14 protein-coding genes are annotated in these 16,205 nt (G+C 71.9%); 6 read left to right on the top strand and 8 right to left on the bottom strand.

Going from position 1 to position 16,205, the window contains the following annotated elements; all coding sequences use genetic code 11:
* Nucleotides 1-3: 3 nt before the first annotated feature.
* On the bottom strand, nt 4-384 hold the full coding sequence (locus tag ACFWP3_RS00490) for a hypothetical protein (protein WP_384215193.1): 381 nt from the start codon (nt 382-384) through the stop codon (nt 4-6).
* A gap of 160 nt (nt 385-544) precedes the next feature.
* Between ACFWP3_RS00490 and ACFWP3_RS00485 the strand changes: the two genes are divergently transcribed.
* On the top strand, nt 545-964 hold the full coding sequence (locus tag ACFWP3_RS00485) for a PPOX class F420-dependent oxidoreductase (protein WP_384215192.1): 420 nt from the start codon (nt 545-547) through the stop codon (nt 962-964).
* Nucleotides 965-1,042: 78 nt separating this feature from the next.
* Here the strand turns inward: ACFWP3_RS00485 and ACFWP3_RS00480 are convergent, their stop codons facing one another.
* From ACFWP3_RS00480 to pdhA, 6 genes are all read right to left on the bottom strand, one after another.
* Nucleotides 1,043-3,826 carry a PKD domain-containing protein gene (locus tag ACFWP3_RS00480; RefSeq protein ID WP_384215191.1) on the bottom strand — a complete coding sequence of 928 codons (2,784 nt, stop codon included), beginning with the start codon at nt 3,824-3,826 and terminating at the stop codon, nt 1,043-1,045.
* Nucleotides 3,827-3,997: 171 nt separating this feature from the next.
* Nucleotides 3,998-4,762: a hypothetical protein gene (locus ACFWP3_RS00475; protein WP_384215190.1), complete on the bottom strand. Its 765-nt coding sequence runs from the start codon at nt 4,760-4,762 to the stop codon at nt 3,998-4,000.
* Nucleotides 4,763-4,788: 26 nt separating this feature from the next.
* Complete coding sequence (locus ACFWP3_RS00470; protein ID WP_384215189.1) at nt 4,789-5,760, bottom strand: GNAT family N-acetyltransferase; 972 nt, start codon at nt 5,758-5,760, stop codon at nt 4,789-4,791.
* A 152-nt stretch (nt 5,761-5,912) separates the two neighbouring features.
* Nucleotides 5,913-7,361 carry a dihydrolipoamide acetyltransferase family protein gene (locus tag ACFWP3_RS00465; protein WP_384215188.1) on the bottom strand — a complete coding sequence of 483 codons (1,449 nt, stop codon included), beginning with the start codon at nt 7,359-7,361 and terminating at the stop codon, nt 5,913-5,915.
* Between the two features lie 12 nt (nt 7,362-7,373).
* The gene (locus ACFWP3_RS00460) at nt 7,374-8,369 is read right to left on the bottom strand and encodes an alpha-ketoacid dehydrogenase subunit beta (protein WP_384215187.1); all 996 of its coding nucleotides are present in this window, start codon (nt 8,367-8,369) and stop codon (nt 7,374-7,376) included.
* Between the two features lie 5 nt (nt 8,370-8,374).
* Nucleotides 8,375-9,574: a pyruvate dehydrogenase (acetyl-transferring) E1 component subunit alpha gene (gene pdhA / locus ACFWP3_RS00455; RefSeq protein ID WP_384215186.1), complete on the bottom strand. Its 1,200-nt coding sequence runs from the start codon at nt 9,572-9,574 to the stop codon at nt 8,375-8,377.
* 325 nt (nt 9,575-9,899) lie between these two features.
* Between pdhA and ACFWP3_RS00450 the strand changes: the two genes are divergently transcribed.
* Both ACFWP3_RS00450 and ACFWP3_RS00445 read left to right on the top strand, forming a co-directional pair.
* Entirely contained in the window at nt 9,900-10,562 is a 663-nt protein-coding gene (locus ACFWP3_RS00450) for a response regulator (protein WP_384215185.1), read from the top strand.
* 153 nt (nt 10,563-10,715) lie between these two features.
* Nucleotides 10,716-11,132 carry a pyridoxamine 5'-phosphate oxidase family protein gene (locus ACFWP3_RS00445; RefSeq protein WP_384215184.1) on the top strand — a complete coding sequence of 139 codons (417 nt, stop codon included), beginning with the start codon at nt 10,716-10,718 and terminating at the stop codon, nt 11,130-11,132.
* A 122-nt stretch (nt 11,133-11,254) separates the two neighbouring features.
* On the opposite strand, the gene ACFWP3_RS00440 is transcribed toward ACFWP3_RS00445, so the two are convergent.
* Nucleotides 11,255-12,802: a protein kinase gene (locus tag ACFWP3_RS00440; protein ID WP_384215183.1), complete on the bottom strand. Its 1,548-nt coding sequence runs from the start codon at nt 12,800-12,802 to the stop codon at nt 11,255-11,257.
* A gap of 261 nt (nt 12,803-13,063) precedes the next feature.
* Here ACFWP3_RS00440 and ACFWP3_RS00435 point away from each other — a divergent pair, with 261 nt between their 5' ends.
* From ACFWP3_RS00435 to ACFWP3_RS00425, 3 genes are all read left to right on the top strand, one after another.
* A complete protein-coding gene (locus tag ACFWP3_RS00435; RefSeq protein ID WP_384215182.1) occupies nt 13,064-14,728 on the top strand; it encodes a protein kinase in 1,665 nt (554 codons plus the stop codon).
* 202 nt (nt 14,729-14,930) lie between these two features.
* Entirely contained in the window at nt 14,931-15,440 is a 510-nt protein-coding gene (locus ACFWP3_RS00430; RefSeq protein ID WP_384215181.1) for a hypothetical protein, read from the top strand.
* A 97-nt stretch (nt 15,441-15,537) separates the two neighbouring features.
* The gene (locus tag ACFWP3_RS00425; RefSeq protein ID WP_384215180.1) at nt 15,538-16,194 is read left to right on the top strand and encodes a PadR family transcriptional regulator; all 657 of its coding nucleotides are present in this window, start codon (nt 15,538-15,540) and stop codon (nt 16,192-16,194) included.
* Nucleotides 16,195-16,205 lie beyond the last annotated feature (11 nt).

The following is a 16,205-nucleotide window of genomic DNA, read 5'->3' as shown; positions in this document are numbered from 1 at the left end:
CGGTCAGTAGGAGACGCGGCCGGTGGAGTACCGGTCGAATTCCAGGTAGAACTTCGTCCCGTCCTTCACGTCGGTCGCGGCCAGCCCCCAGACCCCGCCGTTGAGCCAGCGCCAGCCGTTGCAGTAGGAGGGAGCGCTGGACGGGAAGAAGCAGGTGCGCACCTTCGTCCCCGCGTTGGGCCTGACGTTGATGTCGTAGCAGTTCGACGTGGTCACGGCCACCGAGGCGTGCGGCCAGCTGTTGACCTCGTCGGTCACGTAGTTCCGGGCGGTGTCGTTACAGGCCAGGGCGGCGGCCTGGGCCGTGCCGGTGGATACGGAGAACAGGCCGGTCGCGGTCAGGGCTAGGGTCGCCAGGGCGGCGGCGGCCTTGCGTCTGTGCATGGGGGGTCCCTCCGATGGACGGGATTGGCATGTCCACGCAAGAGTGACAGTGCCCCCGAAGGGTGGGCAATGTTCCCGACGCGGCGGATGCGACGTAGCCGCGCCTCGACTTCGTGTAGTCGGCGAGCGGATAGGAACACCGCCAACTAGCGTGAGCGGCATGACTGCTGAACTGAACGAGACCGTGCGCGGACTGCTGGACGCGCCGCATCCCGCCGTCCTGTCGACCATCAACCCCGACGGGAGCCCGCAGAGTTCCGTGGTCTGGGTGTCCCGCGACGGCGGCGATCTGCTGATCTCCACCGAGCAGGGCCGCCGCAAGGAGCGCAACATCGCCCGCGACGGGCGGGTCGGCCTGACGGTCTTCGACCTGGCCAACCCCTTCCTCTACGCCGAGATCCGCGGCACGGCCACCATCGCCGAGGACGCCGGCCGCGCGGTCGCCGTCCGCATCGCGGAGGAGTACCTCGGCCCGGGCGCCGGCAAGGAGTACCAGGACGCCCCGGCCGACGCGGTCCGCGTGGTCGTCCGCGTCACCCCGACCAGGGTCCTCGGCAACGCGGCGCGCGCCGACGGCTGAGGCGCCGGGAAACGCACCGGAGCCCCGGCCTCGCGGGTGCGGGGCCGGGGCTCCGGTGTGTGGCGCCGGTACGGCCGGCTAGCCCTGGGTGAAGTAGCCGAGCAGGTCGGCGATCACGTGGTTGCTGCCGCCCCAGCTGTTGAAGACGCTGACCTTGCCGTCCCCGACCGGGGTCGTGACGTGGTTCGGGACGGTCAGGCCGGGCAGCGTGTTGAGGCTGCTCGCGTCCGTGCGCGGCGTACCGAACCCGTGGACGGTCAGGAAGCCCGGACCGGTGGTGTCGGTCGCGGTCACGTTCAGCACCGCGCCGACCGCGCCGGCCGGCAGGCCCGCCACGGTCGTGGTCGCGCCGGGCGCGACCTTGCCCGTGGTGCGGGTGTCGGCGAGGCGCTTGGCCGGGACCGGGGTGAACAGGGTCTTGCCGGCCTTGCCGTAGAAGCCGACCGCGTCGACGACCAGGTGCGTGGAACCGGCGTTGTTGTAGAGGGTGATCGTCCCGTCCGGCCCGACGGGGACGATGGCCTGGTTGGACTTGTCCTTGCCCGGCTCGGGGTTCAGGTTCGAGGTCGTCGGACGGTTGGCCGGGTCCGGGTAGGCGATGACGTGCGTGTCCGTCGTCGCCCCGGTACCGGTCAGGTTCAGCGCGACGGCCTTGGCGTCGGCCGGGATGCCGCCGACGCCCGCGACCTTGACGGTCCGGGTGGCGCCGGAGCCCAGCGCGCCGCCCGAGGTACGGGTGTCGGAGAGGCGGGCCGGGGTGACGGGGCTGAACTTCTCGCCCGCGTTGGGCCGGTAGTAGCCGACGAGGTCCACGATCATGTGGGCCTGGCCGGAGTTGAGCCGCATCCACACCCAGCCGATGTCGTTGACGGGGACGGTCACCGTGTTCGACGAGGTGCCGCCCTTGCGGACGTTGACGTTCGACGTGGTCGGACGGTCCTCGCGGTTCGGCGACACGGTGAGGTGCGTGTCCTGCGAGGCGTCGGTGAGGGTGACGTTGAGGACCACCGCGGCCATGCCGGCCGCGGTCGAGTTCCCCGTCTTGAGGTCCAGCGGCATGCCGACGACGGTGGGTTCGCCGCCCTTCAGGGCGCCGCCGCCGCCCCAGCCGCGGGTGTCCTGCAAGCGGTAGGGGGTGACGGCCACGTAGCCGGACGGCGCGTAGTCCACCCGCACGGTCTGGGTGGCCGTGGCGGTGCCGCCCTTGGTGTCGACGAGCTTGACCTTCACCTTGTACTCGCCCGGCTTCTCGTAGGTGCGCCGGGCGACGGTCGTGGCCCCGTGGTTCGAGGACCAGCCTTCGCCGAAGTCCACTTCCATGTTCTCCACCGGCCACGTCGTCACCGACGCCGAGGCGTCGAACTCGTAGGTCAGCGGAGGGACGTGCTCCTGCGTGTCACCCGCGGGCGGCAGGACCTGCGTCGCGGTGAAGGTGGCCGTGCCGGGGCCCGCCGGGGTCGCCTTGACCGTCTTCTGCGTGGTGGCGGTCCGGCCCGAGACGCTGACCGCCGTCACCTTCACGACGTAGTCGCCCGGCGTGCCGTAGACGTGCTTGGCCGCACCGTTCAGGCCGTCGCCCTGCCGGGTGTCGACCGGCGCCGAGCCGTCGCCGAAGTCGACGCGGTAGCTCATCGTGGTGGGCCAGCGGCTGTCCGACACCGCCTGGAACCCGACCTCGGTCCCGACCGGTGCCCAGGGCTGGTCGACCGTCATCCAGGTCGCGGTCATCTCGTCGTGGACCTCGTAGGCACCGCGGTCGAGGTAGCCGCCGTTCTTCCCGGAGTTGGGCGTGTGCGGGTCGTCCAGGGCCGGCAGGCCCTCGAAGTCGGTGGGCGGCACACCCGGCGCCGTCGCGTCGGCGGAGTCGATGACGGGGGAGCCCTCACCCAGGTGGACGTCGTCGGACGTCGGGGTGAGGATGTCGTGCGCGCCCTGGCCGGTGGCGGCCCGGAAGGACGCGAGGTCCTTGTACGTGGTGCCGGACCAGCTGTAGGGCACCGGGTCGGCCGTGTTCTTGTTGCCGACGACGAGGTTGTAGTCGGCGCGGATGCCCTGCGTGGCGCTCTGCGACACCAGGACGGCGTTGCGCGGATCGGCGGCGGCCGTGCACTCGGCGGCGCCGCCCGCGGTCCAGATCACGTTGTTGAAGAGCGCGGCTCCGGTCGTGCCCCCCGTGACCGACAGGCTCGCCGCGCAGGACCCGTAGACCGTGTTGTTGGTGACGACCGTGCCGGGTGCGTCCACCGCGGCGACCGCCGGGACGGTCGCGCCCGAGATCTCGTTGCGGCCGAGCACCGTGTTCCGGGCCCCGCCGTCGATCCGGACGCCGGCGAACAGGCTGCGGGTGAGGCGGACGTCCGTGCTTCCCTCGCCGATCCGCACGGAGGCGGCGGCGGGCGTCCTCCTGGTCTGGACGCGGTCCACCTCCACCCCGTGGGAGCCGTTGATCCGGATTCCGGTGCCGAAGTGCAGGTTGCGCAGCACCACATGGGAGGCGCCGCTGATCACGACCGGGCCCTTGCCCGAGCTCAGAAGCGCCGGGTTCTGGTCCCCTTGTACGTCGGACACGAAGCTGATCGGCTTGCCGGGCTCGCCGGAGCGGGTGATGGTGACGGCCTCGGTGTACGCCTTGCCCGGCTTGATGCGGACCGTCTGGCCCGGCGCGACGGCCTTGGCCGCGGCCGAGACCGTGCAGTACGGGGCGGCCTGCGTACCCGCCCCGGCGTCGGAGCAGTTCGAGCCGTCCTGGTTGTTCACGTAGAGGGAGACCGGGGTCTCGGCGGCGGCCGCGGCGCCGGCCGGAACACCGAGGAGAGTGACGAGGCCTGCGGTCAGCAGGGTCGTCGCGCGAGTGGGACGCACCAGAAGGGTTTCCTTCATCGAAGAGGTCATTTCCGGCCATTGCGGGCGCGGCGCCGCACGACTGGTAGACGTCTGTTTCCCCCAGTGGCAGTCGGGCGCACGCAAACCCGCGATGACCAGGATCATCATCCATTGGCCGAAACCCGATGTCACCCCCTTTGGCGCCCCGCCCTACGGCAGCCGCGGCCGCACCGCCACCCACGCGTCGACCGTCTCCGCCACGGGATCGCCGTCCGCCAGGTACGGGCGTACGAGGGCCATCCGGGTGATCAGGATCTTGATGGTGCGCAGGTGCACGATCCGCGGGCGCGGCAGGTCGCGCCAAGTGCGGGCCTCCTCGGCCGCCCGCTCCGGGGTCAGGTCGATCAGTTCCAGCAGCTCCCGGCACAGGGCCGCCGGGTCGCCGCCGCGGTCCGGGCCGAACTCCCGGATCAGGTAGCCCCGTACGGCCGCAGGCTCGGCCCCGCGGGCCGGCCCGGCCGTCCCCTCGGCCTCCGCGCAGCGGTAGGTCGCGGCCAGCGCCACCCGGCCCCACCGCAGCCGGACGGCCTCCGGCACCGTCTCGTCCTGCATCCACCCCACCGCCAGGCTGCGCAGCGCCCGCGGACGGGGCTCGTCGCCCAGTGGCGGGCCGGTGGCCAGCCACTCCTCGAGCGCGTCCAGCGAGTGCCCGTCCGGCGGGACCGAGGTCAGCACCTGGCCCCGGCTGAGCAGCGCGACCACGGCGCCCGTGAGGTGGACCTTCGCGACGTGTCCGGCGTCGAAGAAGCCGACGGGGCGGCCGTACCGCTCGATGCGGCGCAGGACGAGGCGCAGCTCGCCCACGGCGTAGACCTGGCCGGCCCGCGCCACCCCGCCGACGCAGCGGACCAGGCACACGCCGCCCGTGACGTCGGCCTCCTCGACGGAATACACCTGCAACTCGGCTATCGGCACGCCGGGAGGCTACCGGGTCCGTCCCGTCAGCGTGACGGGGCTTCCAGGACCAGGCGGATCTCCGTCACCTCGTATCCGGCCCGGTCGAAGGCGGCGGCCATCGGGACGTTGACGGTGTCGGTGGTCGCGGTGATGCGCTCGGCGCCCGCGGCGGCGTGGAAGCGGGTGATCTCGGCCAGGATCTCGTCGATCAGGCCCCGGCCGCGCTGTTCCGGTACGACGCCCAGGTAGCCCACGTTGCGGTGGTAGGGCGTGGCCGAGGGGATGGCCATCCCGGCGAGCGTGCCGTCGGGCAGGTGGGCGAGGCGCCACCAGGAGCGTTCGCCGGGGCAGTCGGAGTAGAACGCGAAGTCCTCGCGGGCGAACTCCTCCTCGGTCATGCCGGCCAGCTCCTGCCGGGTGTTCACGTCGAGGCTGCCGCGCGAGAGCCGGCCGAACACGTCGAGGAACTCCTCGTCGGTGCCCTCGCGGAAGACGAGCCGGCCGGTGGGCTCGGCGATCACGGCGGCCGGGGGTACCCCCGGCGGTAGCTGGGGGAGGGTCCACTCGTAGCGCAGGCGCTCGATCTCGCTCGTCAGACCGGCGCGCCGGGCGGCCTCCCGTCGCCAGGCCACGGCCGCGGCGAGGGCCGGGTCCGCGCGCCAGTCGCGGGGCAGGGACAGGTTGTAGCCGGGGTGCGCGCCGAAGGCGGTGCGGCCGGCCTCCAGGAGCGCGGCGGCGACGGCGGCCGGGTCCGGGACGTCCTCGTGGACCTGGAGGCAGTCGAGGGCGACGGGCCGCTCGCTGTCGGCGCGGCCCCACCACAGGGCGCGGGCCAGGATCCGGCCGTCCTCGTCCTCGGCGATCCAGGTCCATTCGGGGCGGCAGCGGTTCTCGGCGAGTTCCTCGCGGACGCGTTCGGCGGTCAGGGCGGCGACCGGGGAGACGGGGGCGTCGGCCGGGTAGGCGACGGCGCGGTCGAGGTCGGCGGGGTCTGCGGTGACAGAGCGGAGGAGCATGGACCGATGATCACACCGCAACACCGCTCCGGCCAGGGGTTTCGGGCCGCGGTCGGTCTCTCCGCCATCGGTCCCGGATACGCGGGAGCCGGTCCCCCGCACGCGGCGGGGGACCGGCTGCCCGCGCGCGGCGGGGTGTGTCGACTACCCGGTCACGCCCAGGTGATCAGGCGGCGGGGGTGCTCCAGGACCGCCGCGATGTCCGCGAGGAACTTGGAGCCGAGCTCGCCGTCGATGAGCCGGTGGTCGAACGACAGCGCCAGGGTGGTGACCTGGCGGGGCTTCACCTTGCCCTTGTGGACCCACGGCTGGAGCTTGATCGCGCCGACCGCGAGGATCGCGGACTCGCCCGGGTTCAGGATCGGCGTACCGGTGTCGACGCCGAAGACGCCGACGTTGGTGATGGTGATGGTGCCGTTCTGCATGTCGGCCGGGGAGGTCTTGCCCTCGCGGGCCGTGGCGACCAGCTCGGACAGGGACGTCGACAGCTCGCCGAGCGACTTGGCGTGGGCGTCCTTGATGTTCGGGACGATCAGCCCGCGGGGGGTGGCCGCCGCGATGCCCAGGTTGACGTAGTGCTTGAGCACGATCTCCTGGGCCGCCTCGTCCCAGGACGCGTTGACGTCCGGGTTGCGGCGGATGGCGATCAGCACCGCCTTGGCGATGAGGAGCAGCGGGTTGATCCGCAGTCCCGCCAGGTCCGGGTCGTCCTTGAGCTCCTGGACCAGCTTCATCGTGCGGGTCACGTCGAGCGTGATGAACTCGGTGACGTGCGGCGCGGTGAAGGCGGAGCCGACCATCGCCTGGGCGGTGACCTTGCGGACGCCCTTGACCGGGATCCGGGTCTCCCGGGCCGAGGCCGGGACGGCCGGGGCCGGGGCCGCGGCGGTCACGGCCGGAGCCGGGGCCTGCGCCGCCACCGGGGCCGGAGCGGCCTGCGGGGCGATCGCCGCGGCGGCCGCCGCGTGGACGTCCTCCCGGGTCACGACCCCGCCGTCGCCGGTGGGGACGACGGCGGCCAGGTCGATGCCGAGGTCCTTGGCCAGCTTGCGCACCGGCGGCTTGGCCAGCGGGCGCTCGGCGGCCGCGTGCCCGTTGCCGTTGCCGTTCACGGCCGGGGCGGCCGGAGCCGCCGGGGCCGCGGGGGCGGGAACCGTCGGAGCCGCCGGAGCCGCGGCAGCCGCCGGAGCGGTGCCGTTCTGCGCGGGCGCGCCCGCCGGGGCCTTGCGCGGGCGGCGCTTGGTCGAGGCGGTGGAGACGCCGTAGCCGACCAGGACGGGCTGGCGCGCCGCGGGGGCCGCCTCCTCCGCCGCGGCGGCCGGGGCCGCCTCCTGGACCGGGGCCTCGGCGGCCTCGGCCGGGCCGGTCTGCACCGAGATGATCACCTGGCCGACGTCGACCGTGGTGCCCTCCTCGAAGAGGAGCGCGTGCACGACACCGTCGAACGGGATCGGCAGTTCCACGGCGGCCTTGGCGGTCTCCACCTCGCAGACGACCTGGCCGTCGGTGACCGTGTCACCCGGCTGGACGTACCACTTGAGGATCTCGGCCTCGGTGAGGCCCTCGCCCACGTCGGGCATCTTGAATTCGCGGATCGTCATGAACGTGGCTCCTCAGAACGCCAGCGAGCGGTCGACGGCGTCGAGCACCCTGTCCAGGCCCGGCAGGTACTCGTCCTCCAGGCGGGCCGGCGGGTAAGGGGCGTGGAAGCCGCCCACGCGCAGGACCGGCGCCTCCAGGTGGTAGAAGCACCGCTCCGTGATGCGGGCCGCGATCTCCGCGCCCACGCCCAGGAACACCGGCGCCTCGTGGACGACCACGAGCCGGCGGGTCTTCTCCACCGAGGCCTGGATCCCGTCGAAGTCGACCGGGGACATCGACCGCAGGTCGACGACCTCCACCGACTTGCCCTCCTCGGCGGCCGCGGCCGCCGCCTCCAGGCAGACCTTCACCATCGGACCGTAGGCGGCCAGGGTGAGGTCGGAGCCCTCGCGGGCCACGCGCGCCTTGTGCAGCTGGTACGGGATGGCCTCGGTGTCGACCTCGCCCTTGTCCCAGTAGCGGCGCTTCGGCTCGAAGAAGATCACCGGGTCGTCGCTGAGGATGGCCTGCTGGAGCATCCAGTAGGCGTCGCTCGCGTTGGACGGGGAGACCACCTTGAGGCCCGGGACGTGCGCGAAGAGCGCCTCCGGGGACTCGCTGTGGTGCTCGACCGCGCCGATGCCGCCCGCGTACGGGATGCGGATGACGACCGGCATCTTGATCTTGCCCAGGGCGCGCGCGTGCATCTTGGCGAGCTGCGTGACGATCTGGTCGTACGCCGGGAACACGAACCCGTCGAACTGGATCTCGACGACCGGCCGGTAGCCGCGCAGCGCGAGGCCGATGGCCGTGCCGACGATGCCCGACTCGGCGAGCGGGGTGTCGATGACCCGCTCCTCGCCGAAGTCCTTCTGCAGTCCGTCGGTGATCCGGAAGACGCCGCCCAGCTTGCCGACGTCCTCACCCATGATCAGGACCTTGGGGTCCGTCTCCAGGGCCTTGCGCAGCGACTCGTTGAGCGCCTTCGCGATCGACATGCTTTTGAGTGTCGCGGTCTCGATGGCCATGGTGGTCACTCCCCACCCTCGAAGGACGCGAGGTAGGCGGCGAACTGCGCGCGCTCCTCGTCGACGAGCGCGTGCCCGTCCGCGTAGACGTTCTCGAAGATCGCCATGGTGTCCGGGTCGGGCATGGCGCGCACGACCTCGCGCACCCGCTTGCCCAGCGCCTCGCTCTCCGCCTCCAGGCCCTCGAAGAAGGCCTCGTCGGCGCCGCCGGTGGCCAGCAGGTGGGCCTTCAGGCGCAGGATCGGGTCCTTGGCCTCCCAGGCCACGGTCTCCTCGTCCCGGCGGTACTTGGTCGGGTCGTCGGAGGTGGTGTGCGCGCCCATCCGGTACGTGAACGCCTCGACCAGGGTCGGGCCCTCTCCCCGACGGGCCCGGTCCAGGGCCCAGCGGGTGACCGCGAGGCAGGCGAGGACGTCGTTGCCGTCGACACGGACGCCCGGGAAGCCGAAGCCCTGCGCGCGCTGGTAGAGCGGCACGCGCATCTGGCGCTCGGTCGGCTCGGAGATCGCCCACTGGTTGTTCTGGCAGAAGAACACCACGGGCGAGTTGTAGACGGCGGAGAAGTTGAAGGCCTCCATCACGTCGCCCTGGCTGGACGCGCCGTCGCCGAAGTAGGCGATGACCGCGGAGTCCGCGCCGTCCTTGGCCACGCCCATCGCGTAGCCGGTCGCGTGGAGCGTCTGCGAGCCGATGACGATCGTGTAGAGGTGGAAGTTGTTGGTGGTGGGGTCCCAGCCACCGTGGTTCACACCGCGGAACATGCCGAGCAGGTTGGTCGGGTCGACCCCGCGGCACCAGGCCACGCCGTGCTCGCGGTAGGTCGGGAAGACGTAGTCCTCGTCGTTCAGGGCGCGGCCGGAGCCGATCTGGGCGGCCTCCTGCCCGAGCAGCGAGGCCCACAGGCCCAGCTCGCCCTGGCGCTGCAGGGCGGTCGCCTCCCCGTCGAATCGGCGGGTCATGACCATGTCGCGGTAGAGCCCGCGCAGGTCCTCGGTGGTGATGTCGGCGACGAAGGGGGCGAACTCCGCGTTCTCCGCGTTGTCGACCCTGTCCCCTTCGGGCGTCAGCAGCTGTACGAGCTGAGGTTCGGCGTTCTGCGTCTGCGCGGTGGCAGCGGCGGGCTTGGCGGCGTTGGCCGCTCCTGCCGCCCGCTTGGTGCCGCTGCTGCGTCGCGGCTTGCGCGCGGCAGTGCTCTCCACGGTCACGTGTGCTCCTCCGTCGGTCCGGCACCCGGGTTCTCCGGGGTCCAGTGCGGCTCACCTGAACCTGTACCCGCGCACGGGGTGGGTGCGCGCTGCGTACGGGATTCAGGCGTGACAGGTGCCCCGGCGAGTGCCCTGCGCAATGCACGTTACCCAGTGCGCCGCATATCTGCGAAACCCCGTTTGACCTGGGATTTTGCTTGGATTTCCAAGTAAATCCGCCGGCGCGGGAACAACCACTGGTCACAGCCTTGCAGGGGCCGGGAACAACGGCACGTTATCCCGGGTAACTCCGGCAGGGAAGGGGTGAGTGTGTGAAACTGACTTCGTGCGCGAAGACGGAAAAATCAAGGTATTCCTCCTGGACGACCACGAAGTGGTACGCCGGGGTGTCCATGAGCTGTTGTCGGTCGAAGAGGACATCGAGATCGTCGGCGAGGCCGGCACGGCCGCCGACGCCCTGGTCCGCATTCCGGCCACCCGCCCCGACGTCGCCGTCCTCGACGTCCGCCTGCCCGACGGCAGCGGCGTCGAGGTGTGCCGCGAGGTGCGCTCCCAGAACGAGGACATCAAGTGCCTGATGCTGACCTCGTTCGCCGACGACGAGGCGCTGTTCGATGCGATCATGGCCGGCGCCTCGGGCTACGTCCTCAAGGCGATCCGCGGCAATGAGCTGCTCAGCGCCGTACGGGACGTGGCGGCGGGCAAGTCGCTGCTGGACCCCGTGGCCACCGCGCGGGTGCTGGAGCGGCTGCGCGACGGCAAGAACGGAAAGGGGGACGACCGCCTCTCCAACCTCACCGAGCAGGAGCGGAAGATCCTCGACCTGATCGGCGAGGGCCTGACCAACCGCGTCATCGGCGAGCGGCTGCACCTGGCCGAGAAGACGATCAAGAACTACGTGTCGAGCCTGCTCTCCAAGCTGGGCATGGAGCGCCGCTCGCAGGCCGCCGCGTACGTTGCCCGACTGCAGGCCGAGAAGCGCAACTGACGGTAACCGGCGCCGGGCGACCGGTGACGTACGGTGACGCCCCGTGGTCGCATGATTCCACGGGGCACATGGTTTCATTCGGGACCAACGTCCCCGATCATCGGGGCGGGCTCCTCTTTTCCGACCGATTGCCGGTATCGGAGAGTGGACTGCATGTCCCCAGAGGAACTCCACGCCATCGAACTGCTGCGCCGGGTGCCGTACGGCAGGGTGGCCACCAGCATGCGCGCGCTGCCCTTCCTCGCCCTCGCCCGCCACATCGTGGTGGACGGCAAGGTCGTCCTGAGAATGCACTCCGGCTTCGGCTACCACCAGGCGTGCAACGGGAGCGTGGTCGCCTACGGGGCCGACAACTTCAATTCCCGGGACCCCCGGCTGTGGTCCGTCCAGTTCACCGGAACCGCACAGATCGTCGAACCGACCAACGCGGAACTGGAACTTTTCGGTCCGGGTCCGCATTTCGTCGACGGGGCGGTCTTCGACCCGGTCTACATGCGGATCGAACCGCAGTTCGTCACCGTGCACGCCCTTGCCGGAAATCCGGACCGGCAGTTCCAGCACGCGCTCTGATACCGGGACCGGTACGGGAACGGACACACGGGAGCGGACCACACGGGAACGGACCACACGGGAACGGGCCCGGCGGAATTGATTCCGCCGGGCCCGTCCGCGTGCGCGGGTCGCGCCCCGGGTCATTCCTCCGAGCGGCCTCCGCCCGTCTCCACCGGCTTGGACGGCGAGGAGGACGGGCTCTTCGACGGGCTGGAAGAGGGGCTCTTCGACGTCGAGGGCGAGGTCGACGGGGACGTCGAGGGGGAGGTCGACGGCGTGGGCGACGGCTTGTAGGTCTGCGACGGGCGGGTGCTCGGGGTGTACGTGGGCTCGCTGTGCGAGGGGGTGTTGTCCTGGGTCTGCTGCGACGGCGTCGGGGACGGCGTGTTCTGCGTGCTCGGCTGGCCGGAGGAGCTCGTCACGGGCGTCGACGGATTGCCGCCGCCGCCCTTGCCGCTCACGCTGTTCACGGCGTACGCCACACCGCCGGCCACCGCGATGATCGCGAGCACCGCGAACAGCCACATCTTCCAGCGGCTCCCGCCGCGGTCCTCGTAGCCGTCGTAGCCGCCGCCGTGGCCGCCCTGGCCGTTGCCACCGCCGCCGCCCGGGAAGGCCGAGCCGTCGTCGGGGTTCAGCGGCGGCACCATCGGCTGCTGGAACTGCGAGGTCGAGGCGTGCGCGGAGTAGTTCGGCTGCCCGCCGTTCCCGCCGCCCACGGGCATGGCCGTGGTGGCCGCCGCCCCGCCCCGCCCGTGCGGCAGCGCCATGGTGACCGGGCCGGTATTCCAGGTGCCGGTGTTCGGCCCCTGGTCGTGCAGCATCTGGAGCGCGTACTGGACCAGCCCGCGCATCTCCTCGGCGCTCTGGAACCGGTCGTCCGGGTCCTTGGCCAGCGACCGCATCACCAGGCCGTCGAGCTCCTGCGGGAGGTGGCGCCCCTCCGGCAGCTGCGAGGGCGGCACGGGCGCGTCCTGCACGTGCTGGTAGACCACCGACAGCGGGGTCTCGCCGGTGAACGGGGGCCGCAGCGCGAGCAGTTCGTACAGCAGACAGCCGGTCGCGTACAGGTCGGAGCGGTGGTCCACGGCCTTGCCGAGGGCCTGCTCGGGCGACAGGTACTGCGGGGTGCCCATGACCATGCCGGTCTGGGTCATCGTCGACTGGGCGCCGTGCAGGGCACGGGCGATGCCGAAGTCCATCACCTTCACCGCACCGGTGTCCGTGATGATGACGTTCGCCGGTTTGATGTCGCGGTGCACGATTCCGTGCTGGTGCGAGTACGCGAGCGCCTCGAGCACGCCCGAGGTGATGATGAGGGCCTGCTCGGGGCCCGGGGCCTCGGCACTGATCAGCAGGTCGCGGATGGTGCGGCCCTCGACGAGCTCCATCACGATGTACGGGACGGTGTTCGGGCCGACCCGGTCCTCGCCCGAGTCGTACACGGCGACGACGGCGTGGTGGTTGAGCCCGGCGACGGACTGCGCCTCGCGCGTGAAACGGGCCTTGGAGACCGGGTCTTCGGCGAGGTCGGCGCGGAGCAGCTTCACCGCGACGGTGCGCCCCAGGCGCACGTCCTCGGCGGCGAACACCTCGGCCATGCCGCCGCGTCCGAGCCGGTGGGTCAGCCGGTACCGGCCGTCTCCGACCAGGCCGCCGGCGCCCCAGTGCTCAGGACCATCGGCCATCCCGGCGCCGTTTCCCTCGGGTTCGGGTGCCATCAGTCCTCGCCGTCGTCTCTATCGGCCGCCGCTCAGCGGTGTCCTCTGCCCTGGTGCTCCGATGAACGCTACAGCCTCGGAACCGGTCACCGTTCGGACAAGGGCGACCGTGGCCGTGTGGTCACGGAACGGGCACCTGGCTTGACGTGTGCTTGCCCTCCGGCAGACTGGGCGCGACATGCGCTCAGCCAGAGGCGTAGGGACACATCCCGAGGGGAAGCAACAGTCATGAGCCAGGACGGCACTCAGGGCCAGTACGCGGGCGGCTCTCTGGCCGGTGGCCGTTACCAGCTAAGGGACTTGCTGGGTGCGGGAGGCATGGCCTCGGTGTACCTCGCGTACGACTCGGCGCTCGACCGGCAGGTCGCCATCAAGACGCTGCACAGCGATCTCGGCCGCGAGCAGTCCTTCCGCGAGCGATTCCGCCGCGAGGCCCAGGCTGTTGCCAAACTGTCGCACACGAACATCGTCTCGGTCTTCGACACCGGCGAGGGCGAGGTGACGTTCGCCGGCTCCGGCGCGGCCGACGGCAGCGTGATGCCCTACATCGTCATGGAGTACGTGGAGGGGCAGCCGCTCGGCTCGGTGCTCGACGCGGACATCCGGCAGTACGGGGCGATGCCCGCGGACAAGGCGCTGAAGGTGACGGCCGACGTGCTGGCCGCGCTGGAGACCAGCCACGAGATGGGCCTGGTCCACCGCGACATCAAGCCCGGCAACGTGATGATGACCAAGCGCGGCGTGGTCAAGGTGATGGACTTCGGCATCGCCCGGGCCATGCAGTCGGGGGTCACCTCGATGACGCAGACCGGCATGGTCGTCGGCACCCCGCAGTACCTGTCGCCCGAGCAGGCGCTGGGGCGCGCGGTCGACGCCCGCTCCGACCTGTACTCGGTCGGCATCATGCTGTTCCAGCTGCTGACCGGCCGGATCCCCTTCGACGCGGACTCGCCGCTGGCCATCGCGTACGCCCACGTGCAGGAGGAGCCGGTCGCCCCGTCCTCCATCAACCGGTCGGTGACCCCGGCGATGGACGCGCTGGTGGCGCGGGCCCTGAAGAAGAACCCGAACGAGCGCTTCCCCACGGCCGCGGCCATGGGTGACGAGATCGCGCGCATCCTGGGGGCGGGCCAGACCGGTGCTCCGGCCATCGTCCCGGGCGCCACGACCGGCGGCAGCGGCGCCGGCGTGGCCTCGGCCGTGTTCCCGCCGGTGGACTCCGGCTTCCAGGCGCCTCAGCAATCGCTACAGCACCCGTACCAGGCGCCCCACACGCCCGCCCCCTCCCCGTACGCCCCCACGCCCGCCCCGCAGCCGCAGGCGCACGCCCAGGGCGGCTATGCGTACCCGCACACGCCCCCGCCGCAGCAGCAGTACGCGCCGTCGACCCCGCCGCCGTACACGATCTCCCCGACGGGCTCCGCGGCCCAGGCCGGGAACGGCGGCAAGCGGAACAGGCCGGTGGTCGTGGGCGCGGTCGCGGTGGCCCTGCTGGCGGTCGGCGGCCTGATCGCCGTGATCGTGGCGAACAGCGGCGACAAGGAGAAGGGCGGCGGCGACGAGGCCAAGCCCGGCTCCTCGACGTCCGCGTCCGCCAAGCCCGGGTTCAAGGGGCCGGACCCCACGCGCACGATCGACCCGAAGAAGTGCAAGGAGCCCACGAAGCACTACAGCGAGGCGGGCAAGTACCAGGCGCCGGACCTGCGCTACAAGAACCTGCTCTCCGTGAAGGAGTGCATCCAGGCCTCGGGCGGCAAGTACAAGATCGTCTACAAGGACGAGGCCGTGTACGGCCAGGACATGGTGCTGGAGCAGAGCCCGCAGCCCGACGACAAGATCGAGAAGGAGGGCACGGAGTACACGCTGACCGTGTCCAGCGGCAACCCGGGCTGATCCCACCGCGCCGCCGCCCCGCTCCCGGCGCACCCCCGGCGCAGCTCCCCGCGCAGCTCGCGCGCAACACACCGGCATCCCGGGCACCTCGATGAGGAGCCCGGGATGCCGGTTTTGCCCCACTATGTAAATCTGAGCGAGACATCCTGGCCTCCCCGGACCCCGCGTCCGGGGGACCCCCGCGGGACGGGAGGGGCACCCCGTGATCCAAGGCTTCCGTCCGCCGCGCCTGCTGGCCTGCGCCGCACTGGCCGCCGCCGCGCTCGCCTCCCTCGCCCCCGCACACGCCCTGGCCCTCGCACCGGCCCCGGGCACCGCCGCACGCGCCCCCGCGCCGCGCGCCTGGGAGCCGCACCCCGGGGCGCCCGACGCCGCACCGGAACGGCCCCGCGACGGGCTGGCCGGCAGCGCCGCCGGGGCCGGGCGGCCGCGGCCCGGCAGGCCCGTCACCGAGCCCGCCAACCCGGAGATGCTGGTGGCCTCCCGCCCCCTGCTCCCCGCACGGCCGCGTCCCGAACGGCCCGAGCGCCCCGATCCCCCCGAGCCGCCGCGGGTCGCGCCGACCCCGACCGCGGTGGTCGGCGCGATCGGCACCGGAACGAACGACCGGGCCGCCGACCTGGCCGCCCACATACTGCCGCTGGGCACCGGATTCGCCCTGATGGGAGTCGGCCTGGGCTACCTGGGCATGCGGCTGCGCAAGGGCCTGTAGGCCCACCGCGGGTACGACACCGGCAGCGGCCTCCCCCTGGCGGCGTACGCCCGGGGGTGGTTGCCGGGAGTGAACATACTCGGTATACATACTCGGTATGTCGATCCGCCACGGGCTTCTCGCCCTGCTAGAACGGGGTCCTCGGTACGGCTCGCAGCTGCGCACCGAGTTCGAATCCCGGACCGGCTCCACCTGGCCGCTCAACGTCGGGCAGGTGTACACCACCCTCGCCCGCCTGGAGCGCGACGGACTGGTCGCCCCCGGCGGCGAGGACACCGCCGGGCACACGCTCTACGCCATCACCGATGACGGACGGGCCGAACTGCGCCAGTGGTACGAACGCCCCGTCGACCGCACCAACCCGCCCCGCGACGAGCTGTCGATCAAGCTCGCCATGGCCGTGGGCGCGCCCGGCGTGGACATCCGCGCCGTCATCCAGTCCCAGCGGCACGCCACGATCAAGGCGATGCAGGACTACACCCGGCTCAAGGCCACCGCGCTGGCCGCCGTCGAGAGCGGACAGTCCCACGAACGTGACGACGTGGCCTGGCTGCTGGTACTGGAACAGCTGATCTTCCAGACCGAGGCCGAGGCCCGCTGGCTCGACCACTGCGAAGCCCGGCTCGTCCGGCTCTCCCGGCCGGCCGACGGGGGAGCCTCCGAGCCCCAGCCACCCCAGGCCGCCGCCGGAGCCGAGTCTCCCGCCCCGACCACCACCAACCGGCCCCACACCGCCCGCACGCGGCGGGGCTGAACCACCGTCCG

This window comes from Streptomyces sp. NPDC058525 (assembly GCF_042719495.1).
Classification (GTDB): Bacteria; Actinomycetota; Actinomycetes; order Streptomycetales; family Streptomycetaceae; genus Streptomyces.
This window is presented reverse-complemented; position numbering and strand designations above follow the sequence as displayed.